This is a genomic window from Chitinophaga sp. H8, from assembly GCF_040567655.1.
In the GTDB taxonomy this organism is placed as follows: domain Bacteria; phylum Bacteroidota; class Bacteroidia; order Chitinophagales; family Chitinophagaceae; genus Chitinophaga; species Chitinophaga defluvii.
In genome coordinates this window covers 161,603-184,129 of the sequence record NZ_JBEXAC010000004.1, presented here as the reverse complement: position 1 = coordinate 184,129, position 22,527 = coordinate 161,603, and the positions used below count along the sequence as shown (strand labels likewise).

Here is a 22,527-nt window from a genome sequence, read left to right as displayed (position 1 = left end):
GACTTGTATTGTTAGTTGTTTTAATGAGATATTATTAAGCTATGAGAAAAACGATAACGGCTTTACTGGTAATGGGAACCAGTATTGTCCAGGCACAAATTGTGGAGAAAGTCACCGACCCGGTAGAGTGGATCAATCCACTGATGGGTACTGCCTCCAAACCCAGCCTGTCCAACGGTAATACCTATCCGGCAGTGGCTTGCCCCTGGGGAATGAATTTCTGGATGCCACAAACCGGGAAAATGGGAGATGGATGGGCGTATACCTATGATGCGGATAAAATCAGGGGCTTTAAACAAACGCACCAGCCCAGCCCCTGGATCAATGACTACGGACAATTTGCAATCATGCCGCTTACCGGCACCGTAAAAATTGATGAAGATAGCCGTGCCAGCTGGTTTTCCCATAAATCTGAAATTGCCAAACCGTATTATTACAGTGTATACCTGGCAGATCATGATGTGACCACAGAGATCACGCCTACAGAAAGGGCCGCCCGTTTCCGGTTTACTTTTCCTCAAACGGAAAAGGCATATATCCTGGTAGATGCGTTTGACAAAGGCTCTTCCATAAAGATCATACCAGAGCAAGGTAAGATCGTAGGGTATACTACCAAAAATAGCGGAGGGGTACCGAAAAACTTTAAGAACTATTTTGTACTGTATTTTGATAAACCTTTCACTTACCAGGCTACCTGGAATAATAAAGCGTTAAAAGAAGGTACGCTGGATGTTACAGGCAATCACGTAGGAGCTGTGATAGGCTTTGCTACCCGTAAAGGAGAGCAGGTACAGGTAAAAGTAGCCTCCTCTTTTATCAGCCCGGAACAGGCCGAATTAAACCTGCAGCAGGAAATAGGAAAAGACAACTTCGAAGTAGTAAAACAAAAAGCAAAAGCCGCCTGGAATGAAGAGTTGGGCCGCGTATTGGTAGAGGGTGGTACTATTGAACAGGTGCGCACTTTTTATTCCTGCCTGTATCGTGCGATGCTGTTCCCCCGCAAGTTCTATGAAATGAACCCTAAAGGGCAAGTCGTGCACTACAGCCCTTACAACGGTCAGGTATTACCCGGTTATATGTTTACCGACAATGGTTTCTGGGACACTTTCCGCGCTGCATTCCCTTTCCTGAATATCATGTATCCTACATTGAATGCACACATACAGGAAGGACTGGTAAATGCTTATAAGGAAAGTGGCTGGTTGCCGGAATGGGCTAGTCCTGGTCACCGCGATTGTATGATAGGTTCCAATTCTGCTTCAATCATCGCAGATGCTTACCTGAAAGGGGGCACCGGTTATGATATTAATACACTCTATGAAGCTATTTTAAAGAATACGGAACATGAAGGGCCGGTAAGCTCTGTGGGCCGTAAAGGTGTAAAGTATTATAATGAACTGGGCTATGTTCCCTATGACGTAGATGTAAATGAAAATACAGCCCGTACACTGGAATATGCCTATGATGATTTTACTATTTATCAGTTAGCTAAATCGTTAAAGCGACCTAAAGCTGAAATAGAAAAATTTGCCAGAAGGAGCCAGAACTACCGCAATGTATTTGACCCGGAATCTAAGTTGATGCGTGGCCGTAATAAGGATGGTAAGTTTCAGACGCCCTTCAACCCATTTAAATGGGGGGACGCTTTTACCGAAGGTAACAGCTGGCATTATACCTGGTCCGTTTTTCATGATATCAAAGGCTTAATGGACCTGATGGGTGGCAAGGAAACATTTGTAAGTATGCTGGACTCTGTATTTAATATGCCGCCTGTATTCGATGATAGCTATTATGGCAGCGTAATCCATGAAATAAGGGAAATGCAGATCATGAATATGGGCCAGTATGCACATGGTAACCAACCCATTCAGCATATGCTTTACCTGTACAACTACGCTGGGGTGCCCTGGAAAAGCCAATACTGGATCCGTGAAGTGATGAACCGCTTGTATACACCACATCCTGACGGGTATTGCGGCGATGAAGATAACGGCCAAACCAGCGCTTGGTACGTATTCAGTGCGTTGGGCTTTTACCCGGTATGCCCTGGTACCCAACAGTATGTAGTGGGGGCACCATTGTTTAAGAAAGCCACCCTTAAACTGGAAAATGGCAGGCAAGTGGTCATTAACGCACCACAAAACAGTGAGGCTAATAAATATATCAAAAGTATGCAGCTTAACGGTAAGGTATATACTAATAACTGGATCGATCACCAGGACCTCATGAAAGGCGCCGTGATTAATTTTGACATGCAGGATATGCCCAATAAACAAAGAGGCACAAAGGATAGTGAGGCGCCTTATTCCTTTTCAAACGAAAAACAGTAGGAAAGATAAAGGGGGAGACAGCTACCTGGCTCCGGAGCATCTGTGATGATCCCTGGCTGCTACAGCCAGGGATTTTTTATTCCCCATTATCTTAGCAGAAAAAATACTTATATCTTCGTGCGTATGCAACATAACAGTTTACCCGCTTTCTTTAAATGTGATGACTACTTTATAGACGAAAAAGTAGGACTGCTCAAATTTTCCAACAATTATAAGGTATTTGATCAGCAAGGTATCCAGATAGGTAACATTACCCAGGTGGTTCCTTTCTGGCACAAAGTATTCCGTTTGTTTCTCAGTAAGGCGATGTTCCCTTTTACACTCAACATCGTCAATATGGATGAGCAGGTAGTGGCTACCATTCAAAGAGGATGGACTTTCTGGATGTCCAAAATTGTCATACGTAATAGTAGCGGACAGGAAGTGGGAGGCATCCAGCAAAAGTTTAAAATGTTGAAACCCTTATTCCATATTGTGGATACCAACAATGTGGTGCTGGCCAAAATACAGGGCGACTGGAAAGCATGGAACTTCAACATTACGGATGGTAATGAAAGGCAGTTGGGGGCTATTAATAAAAAATGGGCAGGTGTTTTGCAGGAAACATTTACAACTGCGGATAAATACCGGGTTACCATTGCCAAAGAATGCCCGGAGGATATTAATAAGATGGCAATAGTGGCAGGTGCCATCACTATTGATATGATCCTGAAAGAGGCGAAATAAGCGTACTTTTAGTACACTACTGCTATTTGCCCCTGCACCTGTTTCATTGGTTAATAGTAAAATGCATATCAACATGGCAAAATATATTTATGGGCGCCTGGCGGTAGTATTGCTGCTGGGCGTTGTATTGTACGGTTGCGCCGGAAATCCTTATGCGGCCACTAATAAATCATACAAACAACAGGTAAAGGCCTACGCCGGATCTTTACGGCAGCAGCCGGATGCGGTGAATGGTAATGGTGTGCCCTTAAATCCTTATTGGGTAGGTACGGTGAATTTTAACCTCCGCAAACCTAATTTTGTGATCATCCATCATACTGCACAAAACTCCTGTGAGCAAACCCTTAAAACGTTTACCCTGGTACGTACACAGGTAAGCGCGCACTATGTCATCTGCAGGGATGGTACCATTCATCATATGCTGAATGACTATCTCCGTGCCTGGCATGGTGGGGCTGCTAAATGGGGCAACCTCACCGATATCAATTCTTCCTCCATTGGCATCGAACTGGATAATAACGGCTCCGAACCTTTTGCGTCACAGCAAATCAGCAGCCTCACCCTACTGCTGGATACGCTGCAGCACCGGTACAATATTCCGGCAGCCAATTTTATAGGACATGGTGATATTGCGCCTGGCAGAAAAGTAGATCCCAGCGCGTATTTTCCCTGGCAGCAATTGGCTGAAAAAGGCTTTGGAATGTGGTATGGAGATACTACCGGGGTCGTATTGCCGGAACCCTTCAATACTTTGCAGGCATTGCGTATCGTGGGATATGACCTGAAAGACACTACCGCTGCTAAGCTGGCCTTTAAACGTCATTTTATTCCGCAGGATAGCACTACCCTGTTCACCGAAGCGGATAAAAAAATCCTGTATAACCTGGCTGCTAAATACCAGTAGCCAGGGGGATTCACCCAAAAGAAATAGTTGTTTTTGTCAGGTAAATATGGTATTTTAATAATAAGTTCACTTGTTCCACGTTCGCTACCATTATTTAAATCCTTTTTACCATGAAAACATCCCTTAATTTGCTGTTGTTGGCTGTACTGGCCACCAGTATTTCCCTGTTTACTGCTCCCTTATCACATGCCGATAATATCCCGCATAATACCGCTGCCGGAAGTGAATATGCCTTTACCGATACCTGCCAGGTTAAAACAGACGTGTCTTTTGACTTTCCGGATAGCCTGTATAAAAAAATAAAAGCGGTTATTGAAGATAAAATGGCGGAAGGTATTGAAGGAGGCGGAAAGATCACCTGGGAAAACTCTCCTGCGGCAGACGAATATTATTTAATCACACTCCGCAAAGGAAAGATCTCCCTCAAATACAAAGGTGTCCTTTGTGAAGACAAGATTATCTGGGAAAACATCGAAGCCTGTAAAGCTGAAATAAAAAAATTGGTGGAGGCAAAATAATACCTATGACTCATGATCCACTTCCATGATCTGGTAGTGGATGGCATGTGGTAAAGGCTTAATAGGCTCCTGCTTGTATATTGCCCATACTTTGGTAAAGGCTGCTCCAAAGTAAAAGATCATAGAGGTGTAGAATACAAACAGTAGTAATAATACGGTAGAAGCAGAAGCGCCATAAATGGTGTTGATATTGCTATAGGTAAGTAGCCATCCCAGAATGAACTTGCCAATGTTGAAAAGGATACTGGTGACAAAGGCACCTGTAATGCCGATTTTCCAGGTGGGCCTGCCATCTGGCAAAAAACGGAATACCAGCGCAAACCAGGCCGTTACAGTAATGACGGAAATAAGATAGTTTAAAGAGGTGTTGAAATAAACAGCCAGAAAAGGTAATACATTGCGGATATAATTACCGAGGAAAGCCTGAGCACCTTCCGCCAGGATACCAATGATAAAAAGCACACCTGCGGAAAATATGATCATGACAGCCTTGAACCGCGATCGGGCTATGGCTGCAAAACGCTGCTTTTTTACTACCCGCACTTTCCAGATCTGATTAAGTGAACTTTTAATCACCCTGAAAAGGGTGGTGGCAACAAACAGCAAAAACACAAAACCTCCTATGGTAATGGCCCAGTTCTGCGATACCTTTCTCAGTGCTCTCAGGGTTTCTACCAGCTGTACCGTGGTTTCCTTGCCTATAATACCGGAAATATTGTGGAAGAGCTGTATACTCAATTGTTTGGGATCAACAATCAACCCCAGTAGCTGGATAATGATGATTAATATGGCGGGTAGCGCAAAAGTGGTAAAGAAAGCCGTAGCTCCGGCCTGCCGCAGCGGATCATTTTTGGTAAACTCCTGGAAAGAGTCTTTAAATAAACGGATAAATAATTGCCGGAAAGTAACTGTTCTCATCGTTTTAACCTGTTCATAGCCAGCCAGTATTCCTGGCAGTAAGCTTCCTTATAATATGACCTGCAAAATGCGCACCACAGATAAAGGAAAGCATATTTCAATAAACAGCCAAAAAGGCTGCCTGTTTTTTAGCCACAGGCAGCGATACACTTTTTTCAAAAAGCCCTGATTAAACTCCCCGACTTTTTATATAAATTAGCACCTGCCATTTTCTATAACATGGACTGGCTGTACGAATAACAACGGAATCAGCATTATAAATCAAAGGGGTTAATGAAGCTAAGCGCTATTGCATTTTGCATACTAATGGTGGGTATGAGTGCCTGCCAGCAACGTAACGGAGGAAATGAGGACCAGGAACATTTTGTAGTCAGGGCATCGGCAGGAGATAATACACCTGCAGTAATAGATATCGTAGAGGATGATTGGGCCAAACAACCGGAATACCGGCAAAATATACCCTGGGATAGTATTGAGGTGTTTCAGATTGAACACGCTTTATTAAATAATAAATTACATTTGAACACCAATCTCCGGCAATTTGAAGCATTATGGGGCAAGCCGGATAGTATTATCACCCCCAACTATAATGATATCTGTGCCGCCGGTTTTGAAGAAGATTTCCAGTATTTATTTAAAGACGGCTCCACATTCGAAATATTTAAAGACTCCATACTGCTGGGTGAAATATTTTTTACGGGGAACAACTTTATTACCTACAAGGGAGTTACCCTAAACAGACATACCACCCTTGCAGATATTATACGCCTGTTTCCCCACGCGGTAAAACAGGCTGAGTACGAAGGTACCCCCGAAGAAATAAAACTGCGGGATACGGCGAATAAGGACAGTGATAGTTCAATTTTATTATTTTTCAGAGAAGGGAAATTGGAACGACTGGTAAACTTTATTCCCTGTTAATGTTTACATATGCACCTACCATTACTGCTACCATCGTTTGATAACCGTTATAGCCGGTATGGCTTACCGTTGCTATTATTCCTTTGTCTGATATTTGCCGGCACTGCCTGCCAGGGAGATAAAAAAGCCTTTTCCGTAAAAGATGTGCCAGATCCCAAGCAAATGGATGGGGGCTATATCAGCAATCCTGATAACTTATTATCTGCATCAGCTGTAGCGAACATCAACGCCTCTTTATCCAGCCTGGACCAGGAGGGGAGAGCGCAGGTGGCCGTTGTACTGTTGCGTACTATTGCCGAGCATGATCCCCGCGATTTTGCCCATGAACTATTTAATTACTGGAAAATTGGAGATAAGGAGAAGAACAACGGCTTGCTGATCCTCATGGTGGAAGACCAGCGCAAACTGGTATTTGAAACTGGCTATGGGCTGGAAGGTGATATGCCGGACATACTCTGTTTCCGTATCCAGCAGGAATACATGATCCCACATATCCGGAATGGAGAGGTGGATGCTGCTTTTATGCAAGGGGTGGAGTCGGTGATCGCATTGTTGCATACCGGCAATTACGTACTGGGTGCTGGCCCTATGGATGGGCCGGTAGCGGTAAATGACCCCTCTCTCATGACACCGGGAAAGCCAGCGCCACCAGTTGTTGAACCAGTACCCGCCCCGCCGTCACCTATACCTGCACCTTCCCTGCCAGCCAGTGATCCTGCGCCTGTTGAACCGGGTATAATAAGTGATCGCCCGGGGGCATTATCAGATGAGCCTATCGGTATAGACCCTCCCGGTCCGGTTGCACCGCAATCCTTTGCAGATAACTACCCGCAGGAGGAAGAAAGGGGGAGCCATGTATCCCGCACCAGGAGTGCGCCTGGTATAGGAACATTTGTTGCTTTTGTGTTTGGGTTTATCCTCTCCAGTGCTTTTATGACAGTAGCCTTTGGCCGGAAAGCCAGGAAACGGCATAGCGCTTCAGATCCTGATACGCCGGTGAGCATGAGAGATCTGCCCAACGAATTTTTACCATTGGGCGCCTGGGGTGTGTTGCTGGTGAATGGCATGGCTTTCGGGATCTTTACATTGATATACCGTTATACTTATTGGTGGGTCAACTTTGTAACCGTGATCATCTGTTATTACCTGGCATTAACGCTATTTGTACATGTGGCCGTGCTGATCATACGTTTACGCATCCGCCCGCTATTGGCAGGTGCCGATGAGCATACCCGGTACCAGACGCTTAATCTGGCACACCGTTACCTGGACAAAGCCTGCTATGCATTCCCTTTGCCCTTCCTGCTACCATATATGAAAGCGGTTAAACGCCAGATGGTCAGGCTGCGTTCCGGACCTTTTGATTGCCCGTCCTGCCATAAGCCTATGGTGCTGATGGATGAAGCAACAGACAATAAATTTTTACAGAAATACCAGGTAGTGGAAGAAGACCTGATGTCAGTAGATTATGATGTGTGGGAGTGTGCCGCCTGCGATGGTGAACTGATCCTGGATTATCCGAATATACTTTCCCAGGTAGCTTCCTGCCCGAAATGTGCGCATAAAACTTATCAGATGATTAAAGATCAGGTGGTGCGTAGAGCTACTACCAGCTCGGAGGGATATGGCCACCTATATTATGTTTGCGGGTTTTGTTCACATAACGACAAGTATGAATACACCATCCCCAAAGAAAGTAAGTCCTCCAGCGGGGGAAGTTCTTCCAGCTCATCTTCCAGTTCTTCCAGCTGGGGTGGTGGTTCTTCCGGTGGAGGTGGTGCCAGCAGCAGCTGGTAATAATAACTGCTGCCGGCAATAACTGCGGGGTGGTTTTCTCTATGGTTATATTTCCCCTGACTGCAACCTGTATTTGGTGCTTAAACTACCGGTGTTTTACCACCATCTACGGGAATGCTGGTGCCGGTAATATAACTGGCAGCAGGGGAGGCGAGGAAGGCAGCAAGTGCAGCAATTTCGCTGGCTTCTCCAAACCGCTTCATCGGAATTTCATTCAGCCATTCCTGTTCCACCGTTGCTTCCGGAACGTTTCTCGCTTTTGCACCGGCAGTAATAACAGCTTTTAACCGGCCGGTAATTGTAGAACCTGGCAGTACATTATTTACCGTAATACCAAATGGTGCCAGCTCTCCGGCCAGTGTTTTTGACCATGCTGCTACAGCCCACCTGGCCGTATTGGAGACGCCCAGGTTTTTAATGGGTGCCTTTACAGAGGTGGAAATAATATTGATGATCCGGCCATATCCGGCGGCTTTCATGCCCGGAATAACGGCTTGGGCAAGTAAATGATTACATATCAGGTGTTGCTCAAAGGCAGCGGTAAAGGCAGCTGCCTGTGCCGCTTCAATAGGCCCTGCCTCCGGGCCGCCGGTATTGTTTATCAGGATATGAATAGGCCCCGCCGTAGTGAGCGGCGTTATTGCTGCCTGCACAGATAAAGGGTCCTTAAAGTCGGCCACGATAAAACCATGCTCCTGCCCGCTATTGACATCCAGCTGGGAGATCGCTTCCTTTAACCGCACTTCATTCCGTGCCAGTAAGATGCAGGTAGCACCTGCCTGTGCCAGCTCTATCGCCGTGGCCAGCCCTATGCCTTGGGTGCTGCCGCATACCAGTGCTGTTTTGCCTTTTAATGAGAGTTCCATACTGCTAAATTAATTCATTCACTGCTACCTGCGCGCATAAAAAACGGCTGCTCCTATCAGGGAACAGCCGTTTTTTAAATTATTTCAGGCGTTATACACGAATGTAAATCCGTTTTTTATCCAGTATTTTTCCTACACTCCAGCATACCAGCATATAGGTAACCGCAAAGAGCAGCGAACCCAGTTTGCCCGGGGCTGCCGGTTGAAAAATACGGGCATTGATCCATTCCAGTGCATTCATACCCTGCACAGGTATCGTGACGAGGACAATAAACAATACCTCCGACAGCAGGTAAAGGAACAACGGATTTTTACCAAAAACATGGAAGAAGCCCGTCCATCCCGTAATACTTTTAATATCGATAATATAAATCAGCAGACTGAGCAGCAGCAAGTCTATCCCTACGGTGTACAGCACATAGGAGCTGGTCCACAGCTTTTTATTAATAGGGAAGGCTGTATTCCAGAGTAGTGCCAATACGATTAATATAGCACCGGCTACTATCAAACGGGTTAATCCTGCAGTGGTTTTTCCCTGCTGCTGTACAAACAGCCCCGCATAATAACCTGCTACGACATTTACTACCGCCGGAAAAGTACTCAGGATACCTTCAGGATCAAAAGGAAAACCTTCTCCTTTGTATAAATGAGCATCCCCCATCACAAATTTGTCGAGCGCCATACCGGCATTACCATGAATGCCATACTGATCACCTGGCGTGCCACAATACCAGAGAATAGCCCAATAGCCGAAAAGGAATATCGCAGAAATGGTCCATACCCATTTTTTGGAAAAATAATGAATGATCAGGGAAGCCATACAGTAACAGAGAGCAATACGTTGTAATACACCCAGTATACGTGTTTCACTGATAGGGATCATTTCCAGTCCTCCGTCTGCTGCAGGGCGCACAAAGGGAAGCCAATACATCAGAAAGCCCAGTAAAAAGATGATAAAGGTGCGTTTGAATATTTTGCTCAATACGGCAGCATTACCCAATAACTCATATTTCTTCATACTGAAGCTCATGGCATTACCCACGGCAAACAGAAAGGAAGGAAATACGAGGTCAGTAGGAGTACATCCATGCCAGTGAGCATGGTTAAGGATACCATAGGACTCAGGACCACCGGGTGTGTTTACAATGATCATGAAGCATACAGTCATGCCACGGAAGATATCCAATGGCAAAAAACGCTGTGATGGCTGTTTCATTTACCCGAAGTTAAATTTTGATTGATAAGATGGTAAGGAATGAAAATCGATTGAATAAGGTCTTAAATATAAGGTGCCGGTTGGCTAAATCCAAATCTTTTCTGTCACTTTTAAAATAACAGGGGCCGTTCGTACAGAACAGCCCCTGGGGTTATCGCCTGGAAATGTGTGTTTACAGGCTATAAAAAGTTAAACTGCAATATCCGTGTCGTAAAGTATCGTGATCGTTTTGGTCTTCATTTTACCGGTAAGTGGTTATCAGAGAGGCTGTGTAAAAGTAGCTGAATCATGCTACCGGTACAATACCTAGAAATAGGTATTTCCGGCTGCCAACCGTTAGCAGTGGCGGAAAACCACCTACTTGGAAAACCCCCTTCCCAATACTTCATGTACTTCATGGATCACTACAAATGCTTCCGGATCTGCCTCCTGAACAAGGGCCTTTAATGTCATCAGCTCCTGCTTGCCTATGATCACATAGAGCACATCTTTCCTGGATTTGGTATAAGCGCCATGGCCATGAAGGATGGTGGCGCCCCGCTGCATTTCATGAGTGATCTTGGTAGAAATGGCTTCCGTATTTTCAGAGATAATAGTAATGGCTCTTTTGGTATTGAGGCCATCTACGATATAGTCTATCACCCTGGCGCCAATATATACGGCAATGAAGGTGTACATCGTTTTTTCCAGCCCGATAACGAAAGCAGACCCTGCGATAACCACCACGTCAAAGATCAGCATGGCATTACCCAGACTCCAGCCAAAATACTTCTGGCACATCCTGGCCACAATGGCAGAACCTCCGGTAGTGCCGCCGGACAGAAATACCAACCCTATACCTATCCCCACCAGCAACCCGGCAAATACCGCGGCGAGGAGAGGATTACTGGTAACCGGTGCCAGCTGGTTTTCCGTCAGGTACAGAAACAGCGAACAAAATAATATGCCCAGCAGGGTATAAAAGGTGCTGCGTTTGTCCAGTAATTTATATCCGGCGGCTATCAGGATGGCATTGATCACCAGGTTGGTAATACCCGGCGACCATCCCAGGTAATAATAAGTAACAATGGTAATCCCTATCACACCGCCTTCAGACAGCTTATTGGGGATGGCGAGATAATTAATGCCTACAGCAAAAATCAGGGCTCCTACGATAATCAGCAGTACATTCTTTACATGCTCTTTCATTTGTCAGATCTATAGTTATAATGGTGTATGTGCGTTGCAGGTAAGCAGATAGTGCTGCAAAATTAGGGGTTCTCCCACACATAGCAATTTTGATTGCAAAGGACTAAATCATAGTTATAATATAGAAATGATCACTGTTGCCTACGCAGGTACGCACACGGCAACTGAAAGGGTGTTATACGGCTTCCATACGGCAGTATTTCCGGCGGTAATCCTGGGGGGTAAGCCCGGTTACCCGTTTGAATACATTGCGGAAGGTCTTTATGTCGTTGTATCCTACATTATACATCAGGGAGCTGATATTCTGGGTGTTCTTTTCCAGCGCTTTCTTGGCCGATTCTATCTTTACCCGCTGCAGGTATTCCAATGGTGTATTACAGGTGGCTGTTTTAAACCTGCGTATAAAATTACGTTTGCTCATATTGGCCTGCTCGGCAATCTGCTCTATGGAGATGGGCAGGTGATAATGCTGTTCTATATAGGTTTGTGCCTTTAAAATCTCTTCGTCTTCATGCTGGCGCTGCCCCTGAAATATAGCAAAGTGCGCCTGGCTTACCCGGTCCAGATCAATAGAAAACATTTTGCTGGCCCAGATGGCGGTTTCCCGGCCGCTGAACTTTTCAATCAGATACAGGATGAGATTGAGCGAGGAAAAAGCCCCTCCGCTGGTATAGATACCCTCTTTCTCTGTAATAACCATATCTGCCAGTACTTCGGCTTCAGGATAGCGTTGTTTCATATCATCTATCACTGACCAATGTGAGGTACAGGGTTTGCCATCCAGTAGCCCGGCCTCTGCCAGGAAATAGCTGCCAAAACATAAGCTGGCCACTTCTGTGCCTGTCCGGTGCATTTTCCGGATCCAGTCTACCAGCACATGGTTTTTCTCCAATACCATCTCAGCTCTTCCATGAAACGCAGGGGCAATGATCAGATCTGCCTCTACCACCTCACTGATGGTTTTGTGACATAGCAGCTGCGCAGGGGCATATAGTTGAATGTTCCGGAGCTTTTCACTCACCAGCTCTACATTAAACATGGGTGGTTTACCCATCCGTTCTAAAAACTGGTTGGATCCCATCAAAATGTCTATTACACTGGAAACAGAAGACTGGATCACTTCTTCATAAACAAGTAAGGCTATCTGCATCATGGTTTTTGGAGTATTATGGTTGTATCACGAATATAGCTAATTATCCTGTCACAAAAACCCCCCAATTTCGGCACAACCACACACCTTTCTTCCTGTTTTTCTTGTCGAGATTTGTAAGACATTAAAACCCGCAAATCATGAATCCCAATGAATCAACTGGTTTTAGAGGGGAAGCTTCCTACAGGGAAATGGATGACAACCGCCGCCCCTCCTGGATTGTATCACCGGATGAATGGATGGATGCCCGTTTAAAACTGCTCATAAAAGAAAGGACCCTCACCCGCCTGCGTAATGAGGTAAACCAGCAACGGATGGATATGCCCTGGGAAATAGTGGATAAATCATACGTTTTTGAAGGACCCGATGGCAAAGTATCTCTTGCAGATCTCTTTGAGGGCCGCAGCCAGTTGATCATCCAGCATTTTATGTTTGGTCCGGGATGGAAAGAGGGATGTGTGGGCTGCTCGTTTACCTCCGATCATATTGACGGGGCACTGGTACACCTGGAACATCATGATGTTTCCCTGGTTGTAGTATCCCGTGCTCCCTTTCCTGAACTGGATGCGTTTAAAAAACGGATGGGATGGCAGTTCAGATGGGTGTCGGCCTATAACAATGACTTTAACTACGACTATCACGTATCCTTCCGTCAGGAAGAGATCGCTTCGGGCAAAGTATTTTATAACTATGGCCTCCGCGATTATAAAGAGCTGCAATGCGAGGAAATGTCGGGCCATAATGTATTCTATAAGGATGAGGCTGGAAATATCTTCCATACTTATTCTTCTTATGGCAATGCAGATGAGGTGCTGATAGGTACCTACAATTACCTGGATTACACCCCCAAAGGTCGTAATGAAAATGGGCCCAGTAAAAACCTGACCGACTGGGTAAGGCATCACGACAAATATGACGACGATGGTTTTGTAGATACTACCGGACGATACCGGGCCGGCAAAAAGCCGCGTACCTGCTGTAGCGAAGGGGAGGGGAAACAATCATGAGCAGCTGCCACTGCTGCAGAACAGGTGTATCACCCTCCGGCAGTAAAATGAATAATTCACAGACTACAATAGCAGGCCATACTGCCCGCCCTACTTTCTTACGGAAATTGATGCAGGCTGCCAGGTGGGTCCTTCCCGGGGCCATCCTGGCACTTTTACCTAAATGCCCCATCTGTTTTGCTGCTTATATAGCGCTGGGCACTGGCCTGGGGCTCTCTGTTACTGCAGCTACCTATCTCCGTACCGGTCTGATGGTGCTTTGCCTGGGATCATTGTTATACCTGGTATTAAACAGGGTAAACTTAAAAAGGGATGCCGGATGGCGGCTGTCCTCACCGGCGCAGCCCCTGGTGTACCAGCTGAACTGGCCTACCGTTGCAGGCACTGCTGTACTATGGCTGTTGTATATGATTGTGCGGGTGTGATACTTTTTTAGAACAGGTCTTCTGCCGGCCAGGGGGTTTGTTTATCACTTACCGCTTTCCAGATCAGGGCATCGAGGTCATTAAAGAAGCCCTTATCTGTACGGGTATTACACAGCATTACCCAATTAAAACCATTAGATGCCCGGATCACCTCACTGGCTGTTCCTGGCAGGGAACCGGAATGCCACCAGTTGTGATAGGCATTGACCAGCCATCCCAGTGCATAGTTGGGGTTGGCAGCAGAAGGAGTCGTCATCGCAGCAATACTGGCTTTGCTAAGGATATCGGGTTTGGAATCAAAACCATCAATGCTTACCAGCCACCTGGCCAGATCTGTGGCGGAAGCGATCCATCCACCATGCGCATCCATCCGCGTTACATCACAGCAATAAGGATCCTGCCCAAGCTGTCCGTAATATTTTACTTCCAGGGGCTTTCTTTCTGCCAGCGTATTACCGCCAATCTGCATGGTACTTCCGCCGGAAGGCTGCAAGATTGCTGTCTTTACATATTGTGCATAAGGTTGCCCTGATACCTGCTCAATCACCCTGCCCAAAATACAATAACCAAAATTGGAGTACGCATACCTCGTTCCGGGAATTGTATCCAGCGGTACATGGTCCAGTGTCCAGGAAATCAGTGCAGCTGCATTCAGCTCAGGTTGGCTGAACATAGGATCAGCACCATTGTTGGGCCATCCGCCTGCCGTGTGCTGCAGTAAATGCCGGACGGTGATCTGCCGGATGCCTGCAGAATAAGGCTGCTTGCCATATTTGTTACCCAATAAGGCGCCTTCACCAAATACCTTGTCGTCTAAGTTCAGCTTTTTAGCTTCTGCCAGCTTTAGTATGGCCGTAGCAGTGATTGGTTTTGATACACTGGCAATGCGGAATAAGCTCGCATTGGATACCGGCACGTTGTTTTCAATATCTGCCTTCCCGTAGCTTTTGGCATATACCAGTTTCCCATTGCGGGTAATGGCTACAGACATACCAGGTACCTTATACTGCTGCATAAAATGATATACAGCATCATCTACCTGTGCGATAGCTCCGGGGGGAGACATGGGCCACAGAACAGCCTGCAGTTTATGTCCGGTATTGTCCGGCTTGCCGGAAATATGGAATACCAGCAACAACAAAAATATAGGGCGTATGTACTTCATCGTGGCAGTGGATTTACTGGCAGTTGACCTGCCTATAATACGTTGTCTGTGATCTGTGCTCTTAACAGTTCCCGGATCTTATCCTCTATGAAAAAAGTATAACTCATATCAGCAGGCAGCCAACTGGTATTTTCCAGTACGATAAGCGACAGCTTTTTTTCCGGGAAATAGATGTTGGTGGATATGAATCCGGGCACATAACCGTTATGACTGATTTCCCGGATGTCATCCAGTTCGTCTACCTGTACGCCATATCCGTAACTCAGCCTGCCCCAACGGCTATCACGTTCAGAAGAAGGGGTAATCATCTGCCGGTAGGTAGCATCCTTCAATATTTTTCCCTGGTGCAGACAGATATTCCACCGCTGCAGGTCGGCTGCTGTAGAAATCATTCCTCCGGAGGGTGCTTTGAGCAATGTTAACAAATCGCTGCCGGTGGGAGTCAGGGTATGATCTTCTTCTTCCATGTAGCCTGTTGCCAGTGTACGTATAGCCCTGGAAGCAGTAGGAACGGTAGTATTACGCATACCACATTTGTCGAACAACTTTGTTGCCAGCGCGGCATATGATTGATGGGTAACGCTTTCCAGTATTTGTGCCAGCAGCTCGTATGCAATATTGGTATAGGCAAATACCCGGCCAGGGCGGTTTTGTAAGGGAAGCTCCATGGTTTTTATACCGGAAGTATGATTCAGTAACTGTTCTACCGTTACGGAATCTTTCCACCGCGGCTTCAGCTGGGGTAAGTAATGGTTAATGGTTTTATTCAGCTGTATATGTCCGGCCTCAACTTCCAGCATGATCAATGTGGCTGTCATCTGCTTGCTGATGGAGCCTATTATAAATTGGTTTTTGAGTGTCAAAGGCACTTTTTGATCCCTGTCTGCAAAGCCATAAGCCTGCTGATAGATCGTCTGCCCGTTTTGGGCCACCGTTACTACGCCGTTGAAACTATGGGGTACAGTGAGCTTCAGGATGGAGTCAATGCCCGAAGAGATCACTGCTGACTGGCTGAAGACAGGGTTTTGCAATAAAACGGAAAGTAGCAGAACGTAAAAAAATACGGATAGCCGGGTCACCCACCTTTGCTTGTACATGAACTTGTTATTTATTTTATAGGTTTAGTATAAACTATAAAGTTATGGAAAGTAGGTTGATATGCTATCCGTATTTTTTATACTATGCAGGAAAAACTATATGGGCGGTTGCATCCGTTCTGCTACCAGTACTTCATCTATCATACCAAATTCCCTGGCTTCTGCCGCTGTCATCCAGTAATCACGGGCCGAAGCAGCATGTACTTTTTTGTATTCCTGATGACTGTGTTGTGCAATAATGTCATAGAGCTCTTTCTGTACTTTCATGATTTCCCGTGCGCTGATCTCAATATCTGCTGCGGTACCCTGTGTACCACCGGAGGGCTGATGGATCATGATTCTGGAATGCTTCAGGGCTGCCCGTTTGCCGGCAGCACCGGCACATAATAATACTGCCGACATGGAAAGGGCGGTGCCCGTACAAATGGTAGCTACCTTGGGCTGGATGTATTGCATGGTGTCATAAATCCCCAGGCCAGCATATACCGATCCTCCGGGTGAATTAATATACAACTGGATATCCCGGTGAGCATCGGCCGATTGCAGGAATAACAGCTGTGCCTGGATGATATTGGCTATGCGGTCGTCTACCGCTTCACCCAGAAAGATGATCCGGTCTATCATCAGCCGGGAAAATACGTCCATCTGTGCCACATTAAGCGTCCGTTCTTCGGTAATGTACGGCGTCATGGACATGTGTACTGCCTGCCTTTCTGTGCGCAGCAGGAAATTGTCTACATAACAACTACTTATACCCTGATGCCGGATAGCATACTTGCGGAACTCTTCTTTGGTAAGTTTCATCAGTGATTGGGTTGTGGCCCGGCCATAGGTTTCCCCTGCTGATACGTAGCGGGTATCTGCCCTGGCCGGAAGCCGGTTAAAGAAGTGGATTATTTACGGGAAAAAAGCTGCAGGATACTTTGCCTGAAACGCTGGTGTGCAGGTGAATGAAAGAGTTTTTGATGTACGTTTTCTATCTCTGCTTTCAGGCGCATACGGCCATATGCCTGTATCAGATCATATGTTTGCTGTTGCCACAGCACACTTTCCTGCAGGGAAGGCTGTAGCGCCAGCCGCACCTCAAATCCGGCCGCGGCGGGATTGTTCTCCTGCCGCAACAGGTAGTCTTCTATCTGTTGTAGCTCATTCAAGGAAGTCCGCATAGCGCAGGGATTTTTCTTTTACGGTATTTTTTACTTTCTCCAGGCATTTGAATTTCTGGACAGTAGCAGAGTGCTCACTGGAAAACCCGAATTTGTTTGCCAGTGTTTTCATGTTATGCTTGTCATAATAGCATGCTTTGAGCAGCTGCATACATTTATGCCCTGCAGTATGGAGCAGCTGCAGGAGCCGGCTGGTAGAAGGTGTTTCCTCAACGGGCGTTTCCTGCAGGAAAGTGGCTGCTTCCGGAAAGAGAGGACTGCCTGTACCGGTAGCGGACAGCATATGATACCGTTTATGCCACAGGTGTTTTGCAATGCCAAATAAGTAGGACTTATCACTGTACTGCAGCGTAAGGGCGCCAGTTCGTGTTTTTTCATAATAGACCACCAGGGCATCCTGAAACACATCTTTAGCCTCTTCCAGAGAGCCGCCCATTTTGCTTACATAGCGTGCAATCATCGGGAAGGCCCGCTGATAAAGTGCGGTAAAAGCGGTCTCGCGCTGTGCCGCATTTTTGCCGGAAATAATCGTATTAAACATCGTCATACAGCAGCCTTTATTAATAAGTGCTTTGTTGCGTCATGATATCACCCTAAAAAGGTAACTTTTTTTTAAATAAAAGATAAAAGCAAGAATAAGCAAAGTGTTGAAGGCCGCTAAAACACAGTAGTTTATGAAACGGTAGTGCAGACACAATAACAGGTGGGCATTACATGCAATAAGCCGCTTTCATTGCATTAATTTTTATTAACAGGGGTATTAATTTTTAACAGGTTAACACGCCTGCTTTTCCGGCAAAAAGATAGCTAATAACCTTAATCCTCCCTGGAATCCATCACCAGATTTTCACTCTTGCTATAAAACGACCTCCTGTATTCTTTCGGGCTCTGCCCTGTAAAATGCCTGAATTGCCGGTTAAAATAGGAAAGATTTTTAAACCCGCTTTCAAAATAAATACGCAGTATATCCCACTCTTCCGTTAACAACAGATTAGTAGCATGAGCCACCCGCACATGATTTACAAACTGGGAAAAGGTTTGCTCCATCCTGCCTTTAAAATACCGGCAAAAAGCAGATTCGCTCAAATGCGCCAGCTTTGCAGCCGTTTTGCTATCCACCTCTTCTCTGAAATTTTCCATTACATAATTAATAACAGGCTCCAGCCGCGCTGAATCCTTATTGGTGAATTTAGTAACGAACTGCGTTTCGTTAATTACGCCCAGTGAAGACTGCGGAAGCTGGGAGATCTGGCTTAGCAGCGTTAAAAATGTAATCAGTTCATCCAGCCCCCGCTGTTTTGTAATATTTGAAAATAGTTCCTGTATTACGGGTGTTGTTTTTGTCAGATGTAGCCCAGATGTTGATTTACCAAGGAGTTCGTTGACCTTTACATATTTCGCGTTTTCAAAAAAACCTTCTCCCAGGAAATCCTTTTTAAAAAAAATTGCGATGGCATGCGCTTTTTCACCTTTTTCAATAAAGCTTTTTTCATTGTAAAAACAATGGGCAAAGTCAGGCCCAAACAGGTATACGTCGTTATCCTGGAAGTTGATGATTTTTTTAGCGGCATACAACTTACCGTAGCTCTTTTTTATCAGGATCAATTCATACAAATCATGAAAATGATAGGGAGATGTAAAATGCGTTTGAATATATTCTTTTACCAAAAAGCCGGCGCCTGATGGATTTGACTGGTGCTCAAAAATAACTTTCATAACGTAAACCCCTTTCTACAAAAGAAATCAATATTCTTCAATCCTACAATAGGTTACTTTGCAAATATTGTATCGTTCTGTGCAATTTTTGTTCTCAACTGAGCTTTGGTCTGATACACTTCTGTCATAATAAAGCTATTCATCGCGTAAAAAGTCAATATTGTATCTGGATTAGCCAGCGGCGTGACGCTTAATTGATATTCTGATGTTTAGTTTTGGAGAGACGTTATGAACATAGATGCCTCATAGAGCGCACTCATTTTATTAGAACAATCAATCAAAATCAGTAGAAATGCAAAAAAAGATTGCATCGTACTTATTCATCAGACTACTGCTCCTTATTATGATAATGGGAGGGATTGGACTGGGTAATTCAGCATTCGCCCAACAAGAGCCAACCATCAAAGGAGTTGTAAAGGACTCGGCATCAGGCAAAGCCGTTGCCGGCGTCTCAGTTGTACTGGGATCAACTGTTATTACATCAACCGACGCGGCTGGCGCATTTTCCGTTCAGCTGAAGCTTCCTGCCAATCTTGTATTCAGCGCGGTAGGTTATTTGTCCTCAACCGTTAGGGTAAGTACCGGTGGAGCGCTGTCTGTTAGCCTGGTACAGGGATCGCAGGACCTGAATGCCATAGTAGTTGTAGGCTATGGCAGCCAGAAGAAAACATCTCTTACCGCCGCGGTATCTACCCTTAAAGGGAAAGAGATCAGCGAGGTGCCTATTACAAATCTAAGTAACGGCCTGGGGGGCCGCGTTTCGGGCGTAATTGTGAAACAAGGCTCCGGAGAACCGGGAAAAGATGGCTCGAATATTTATATCAGGGGCATCTCCTCCACCGGATCTACACAGCCGTTGGTGATCATTGATGGCATTCCCCGCGACTACAGCCAGTTTTCACAACTGGATCCCAACAGTATTGAATCGTTTTCAATTTTGAAAGATGCTGCTGCGGTGGCACCTTATGGGGTGGCCGGTGCCAACGGGGTGATCCTGGTTACGACCAAACGGGGAAAATCCGGTGCACCCAGGCTCAGTTATAACGGATATGTCGGTTTTCAGAACCCTACCGTTTTGCCTAAATACGTTAACAACTACGATTACGCCCGGTTAAGGAATGCAGCAGCTAAAAACGACGGATTACCACAACCATACTCCGATCAGGCGTTACAGAAATTTAAAGACGGCTCCGATCCGGATGCATTTCCAAGTAAATATGTATGGGATTACCTGGTGAATAAAAATTCGGTACTGACCGCCCACAATATTGAAGTAAGCGGGGGAACCGACAAGGTTACCTATTACGGAAGCCTCGGATACCAGTCACAGCAAGGGATGTGGAAGACGGCGTCGAATAACCGGTACAATTTATCTATGAACCTGGATGCGAAGGTCTCTAATACTACACAGCTCTCATTGGGTTTAATAGGGCGTGTACAAAAGTCTGTTGCACCCCCGTCTGACTACCCGGGAAATGGAACGGGCCGCGTTTTTGAATTGGCGGGCTTTGCAACGCCTTTGTACGGACCATTCCGGTTTAGTAACGGCATGTTCGGTAATCACGTGGCATCAGCAATTTTTGGTACCGGGTATTACCAGGGTAACACAACGGCGGTAAACACGCAATTAACCCTTACCCAACAGCTGCCATTTGTTCCGGGATTGAGCTTCAAAGGCACGATTGCCTTTGACCCCACTTTCGCGGACGATAAAACCTGGAGAACGCCCATGCAAGTGGCCACTATCGATACTACCAAACATCCGTATGTGATCTCCGATGGCATATTCAACGACCCGAAATCGAGCTTAAACCAGAACTATAACCGTACGCAACAACTCACCTATCAGGCCGGGCTTTATTATTCCAGGCAGTTCAATAAACATAAACTGAATTTAATAGGAGTATTTGAAGCTAAGAATAATTATTGGACCGGTATTGGCGTGAGCAGAAGGAATTATGATCTTTTGATAGATGAAATTAGCATGGGCAGTTCCAATCCCCAGGATTGGGGTACCAGCGGTACTTCCGGGAACGCAAAACAACTAGGATTAGTTTACAGGGTAGCATATGATTATTCCGGGAAATATATGCTGGAGGCAAGCGGAAGATATGATGGCAGCTACTACTTTGCACCGGGTAAGCAGTTTGGATTCTTCCCTGCATTTTCTGCCGGGTGGCGTTTATCCGAAGAAGAATTTTTGAAGGATGTAACGGCGCTGAACAATCTTAAACTGAGAGTATCCTACGGAGAGGTGGGCGCTTTGGCGGGCAGCCCGTTTCAATACATGGGTACTTATAATGTAATTGGAGGCAACTATGTGATCGGTGGCAGCCCGATGATGGGTATTAGCGAGCGCATTGAGCCGAACTCCAATATCACCTGGGAAAGAGCTAAGAAAACAGATATCGGGCTGGAGCTGGGATTGTGGGATGGCTTGCTCAGCGCGGAGTTTGATTATTTCCGCGAAAAGCGCTCAAATATGTTGGTAAGTCCCAATGTGGTGGTGCCCCTGGAATACGGGATTGGCTTGAGCCAGGTGAATGCCGGCGTTATGGAGAATCAGGGATTTGAGTTGATGGTAAGCTCGCGCTACGCCGTTACAAAAGATCTTACGGTATCTCTTACCGGGAATCTTACCTATGCAAAAAACAAATTACTGCAGGTATTCGAAACGCCTGTTACATATAACAATCCTAACCGGCGCATCACCGGAAGGCCGCTGGGTACACAGTTTGGCTATAATGCCCTGGGCTTCTTTCAAACAGACGATTTTAACCAGGATGGCAGCCTTAAAAATGGCATTCCTACACAGCCCTGGGGAAAAGTATCCCCTGGCGATATCCGCTACCAGGATATGAACGGGGATGGAAGAATTGATGAAAACGACCTCACTGCTATCGGAGATCCGGTAGCTGCGCCCAGGATCATTTACGGTTTTTCTCCATCCATCACCTATAAGAACTTTGGCCTGGATCTTTTGTTCCAGGGAGCAGCTAAAGTGAACTATTATTATCACCCTTCCTCCATCATGCCTTTCTGGAACGGGATGCAGGCCTATACGTTCAATTTCGATTACTGGACGCCGGAACATCCTAACGCTGCCTATCCCAGACTCACTTCCAGCCCTACCGTCAATAACATGCAAACCTCTTCGTTCTGGATGGGCAATGCGGCGTATCTGAGATTAAAAACGATCAATGTTTACTATCAGCTGCCGGAAAATGTAGTAAGCCGTATTGGTATACAAGCTGCGAAAGTATACGTATCAGGACAAAACCTGGTTACCTGGACAAAGCTGTTGTACGATCCAGAAATCGGCAACAACACTTCTTATACGCCTACCAGCGCGTGGACATATCCTCAACAGAAAGTAGTTTCTGTAGGTCTTAACATTACCTTTTAATATTGATCAAT

20 protein-coding genes are annotated in these 22,527 nt (G+C 45.8%); 9 read left to right on the top strand and 11 right to left on the bottom strand.

What is annotated here, in order from left to right:
* Positions 1-41: 41 nt before the first annotated feature.
* The 4 genes from ABR189_RS29755 (at position 42) to ABR189_RS29740 (ending at position 4,478) form a co-directional block, all read left to right on the top strand.
* Positions 42-2,330 (top strand): GH92 family glycosyl hydrolase, encoded by a 2,289-nt coding sequence (locus ABR189_RS29755; RefSeq protein ID WP_354664180.1) that lies wholly within the window; start codon positions 42-44, stop codon positions 2,328-2,330.
* 123 nt (positions 2,331-2,453) lie between these two features.
* A complete protein-coding gene (locus ABR189_RS29750; RefSeq protein WP_354664179.1) occupies positions 2,454-3,056 on the top strand; it encodes an LURP-one-related/scramblase family protein in 603 nt (200 codons plus the stop codon).
* A 73-nt stretch (positions 3,057-3,129) separates the two neighbouring features.
* A complete protein-coding gene (locus tag ABR189_RS29745) occupies positions 3,130-3,960 on the top strand; it encodes an N-acetylmuramoyl-L-alanine amidase (RefSeq protein ID WP_354664177.1) in 831 nt (276 codons plus the stop codon).
* Positions 3,961-4,070: 110 nt separating this feature from the next.
* Positions 4,071-4,478, top strand: a complete 408-nt coding sequence (locus tag ABR189_RS29740; RefSeq protein ID WP_354664176.1) for a hypothetical protein — start codon at positions 4,071-4,073, stop codon at positions 4,476-4,478.
* A gap of 3 nt (positions 4,479-4,481) precedes the next feature.
* On the opposite strand, the gene ABR189_RS29735 is transcribed toward ABR189_RS29740, so the two are convergent.
* Positions 4,482-5,396, bottom strand: a complete 915-nt coding sequence (locus tag ABR189_RS29735; RefSeq protein ID WP_354664175.1) for a YihY/virulence factor BrkB family protein — start codon at positions 5,394-5,396, stop codon at positions 4,482-4,484.
* Between the two features lie 273 nt (positions 5,397-5,669).
* Between ABR189_RS29735 and ABR189_RS29730 the strand changes: the two genes are divergently transcribed.
* Positions 5,670-6,317: a hypothetical protein gene (locus ABR189_RS29730; protein WP_354664174.1), complete on the top strand. Its 648-nt coding sequence runs from the start codon at positions 5,670-5,672 to the stop codon at positions 6,315-6,317.
* A gap of 9 nt (positions 6,318-6,326) precedes the next feature.
* Positions 6,327-8,114, top strand: coding sequence for a TPM domain-containing protein (locus tag ABR189_RS29725; RefSeq protein WP_354664173.1), 1,788 nt, complete (start codon positions 6,327-6,329; stop codon positions 8,112-8,114).
* A gap of 80 nt (positions 8,115-8,194) precedes the next feature.
* On the opposite strand, the gene ABR189_RS29720 is transcribed toward ABR189_RS29725, so the two are convergent.
* The 4 genes from ABR189_RS29720 to ABR189_RS29705 form a co-directional block, all read right to left on the bottom strand.
* Entirely contained in the window at positions 8,195-8,980 is a 786-nt protein-coding gene (locus ABR189_RS29720; RefSeq protein ID WP_354664172.1) for an SDR family oxidoreductase, read from the bottom strand.
* A 91-nt stretch (positions 8,981-9,071) separates the two neighbouring features.
* Positions 9,072-10,196: an acyltransferase family protein gene (locus tag ABR189_RS29715; protein ID WP_354664171.1), complete on the bottom strand. Its 1,125-nt coding sequence runs from the start codon at positions 10,194-10,196 to the stop codon at positions 9,072-9,074.
* Between the two features lie 357 nt (positions 10,197-10,553).
* A complete protein-coding gene (locus ABR189_RS29710) occupies positions 10,554-11,384 on the bottom strand; it encodes a YitT family protein (RefSeq protein ID WP_354664170.1) in 831 nt (276 codons plus the stop codon).
* A gap of 175 nt (positions 11,385-11,559) precedes the next feature.
* A complete protein-coding gene (locus tag ABR189_RS29705; RefSeq protein WP_354664169.1) occupies positions 11,560-12,537 on the bottom strand; it encodes a GlxA family transcriptional regulator in 978 nt (325 codons plus the stop codon).
* A gap of 137 nt (positions 12,538-12,674) precedes the next feature.
* Here ABR189_RS29705 and ABR189_RS29700 point away from each other — a divergent pair, with 137 nt between their 5' ends.
* Both ABR189_RS29700 and ABR189_RS29695 read left to right on the top strand, forming a co-directional pair.
* Positions 12,675-13,541, top strand: coding sequence for a DUF899 domain-containing protein (locus ABR189_RS29700; protein WP_354664168.1), 867 nt, complete (start codon positions 12,675-12,677; stop codon positions 13,539-13,541).
* A 47-nt stretch (positions 13,542-13,588) separates the two neighbouring features.
* On the top strand, positions 13,589-13,966 hold the full coding sequence (locus tag ABR189_RS29695; protein ID WP_354664167.1) for a hypothetical protein: 378 nt from the start codon (positions 13,589-13,591) through the stop codon (positions 13,964-13,966).
* Between the two features lie 7 nt (positions 13,967-13,973).
* Here the strand turns inward: ABR189_RS29695 and ABR189_RS29690 are convergent, their stop codons facing one another.
* From ABR189_RS29690 to ABR189_RS29665, 6 genes are all read right to left on the bottom strand, one after another.
* Positions 13,974-15,131 carry a serine hydrolase domain-containing protein gene (locus ABR189_RS29690; protein WP_354664166.1) on the bottom strand — a complete coding sequence of 386 codons (1,158 nt, stop codon included), beginning with the start codon at positions 15,129-15,131 and terminating at the stop codon, positions 13,974-13,976.
* A gap of 32 nt (positions 15,132-15,163) precedes the next feature.
* Positions 15,164-16,228 carry a serine hydrolase domain-containing protein gene (locus ABR189_RS29685; RefSeq protein WP_354664165.1) on the bottom strand — a complete coding sequence of 355 codons (1,065 nt, stop codon included), beginning with the start codon at positions 16,226-16,228 and terminating at the stop codon, positions 15,164-15,166.
* A 96-nt stretch (positions 16,229-16,324) separates the two neighbouring features.
* Positions 16,325-17,032 (bottom strand): ATP-dependent Clp protease proteolytic subunit, encoded by a 708-nt coding sequence (locus ABR189_RS29680; RefSeq protein WP_354664164.1) that lies wholly within the window; start codon positions 17,030-17,032, stop codon positions 16,325-16,327.
* A gap of 89 nt (positions 17,033-17,121) precedes the next feature.
* The gene (locus ABR189_RS29675) at positions 17,122-17,394 is read right to left on the bottom strand and encodes a hypothetical protein (protein ID WP_354664163.1); all 273 of its coding nucleotides are present in this window, start codon (positions 17,392-17,394) and stop codon (positions 17,122-17,124) included.
* Positions 17,375-17,941 carry an RNA polymerase sigma factor gene (locus ABR189_RS29670; protein WP_354664162.1) on the bottom strand — a complete coding sequence of 189 codons (567 nt, stop codon included), beginning with the start codon at positions 17,939-17,941 and terminating at the stop codon, positions 17,375-17,377. Before ABR189_RS29670 ends, ABR189_RS29675 begins: the two co-directional genes overlap by 20 nt.
* A 269-nt stretch (positions 17,942-18,210) precedes the next feature.
* On the bottom strand, positions 18,211-19,110 hold the full coding sequence (locus ABR189_RS29665; RefSeq protein WP_354664161.1) for an AraC family transcriptional regulator: 900 nt from the start codon (positions 19,108-19,110) through the stop codon (positions 18,211-18,213).
* Between the two features lie 292 nt (positions 19,111-19,402).
* Here ABR189_RS29665 and ABR189_RS29660 point away from each other — a divergent pair, with 292 nt between their 5' ends.
* On the top strand, positions 19,403-22,516 hold the full coding sequence (locus ABR189_RS29660) for a SusC/RagA family TonB-linked outer membrane protein (protein WP_354664160.1): 3,114 nt from the start codon (positions 19,403-19,405) through the stop codon (positions 22,514-22,516).
* Positions 22,517-22,527 lie beyond the last annotated feature (11 nt).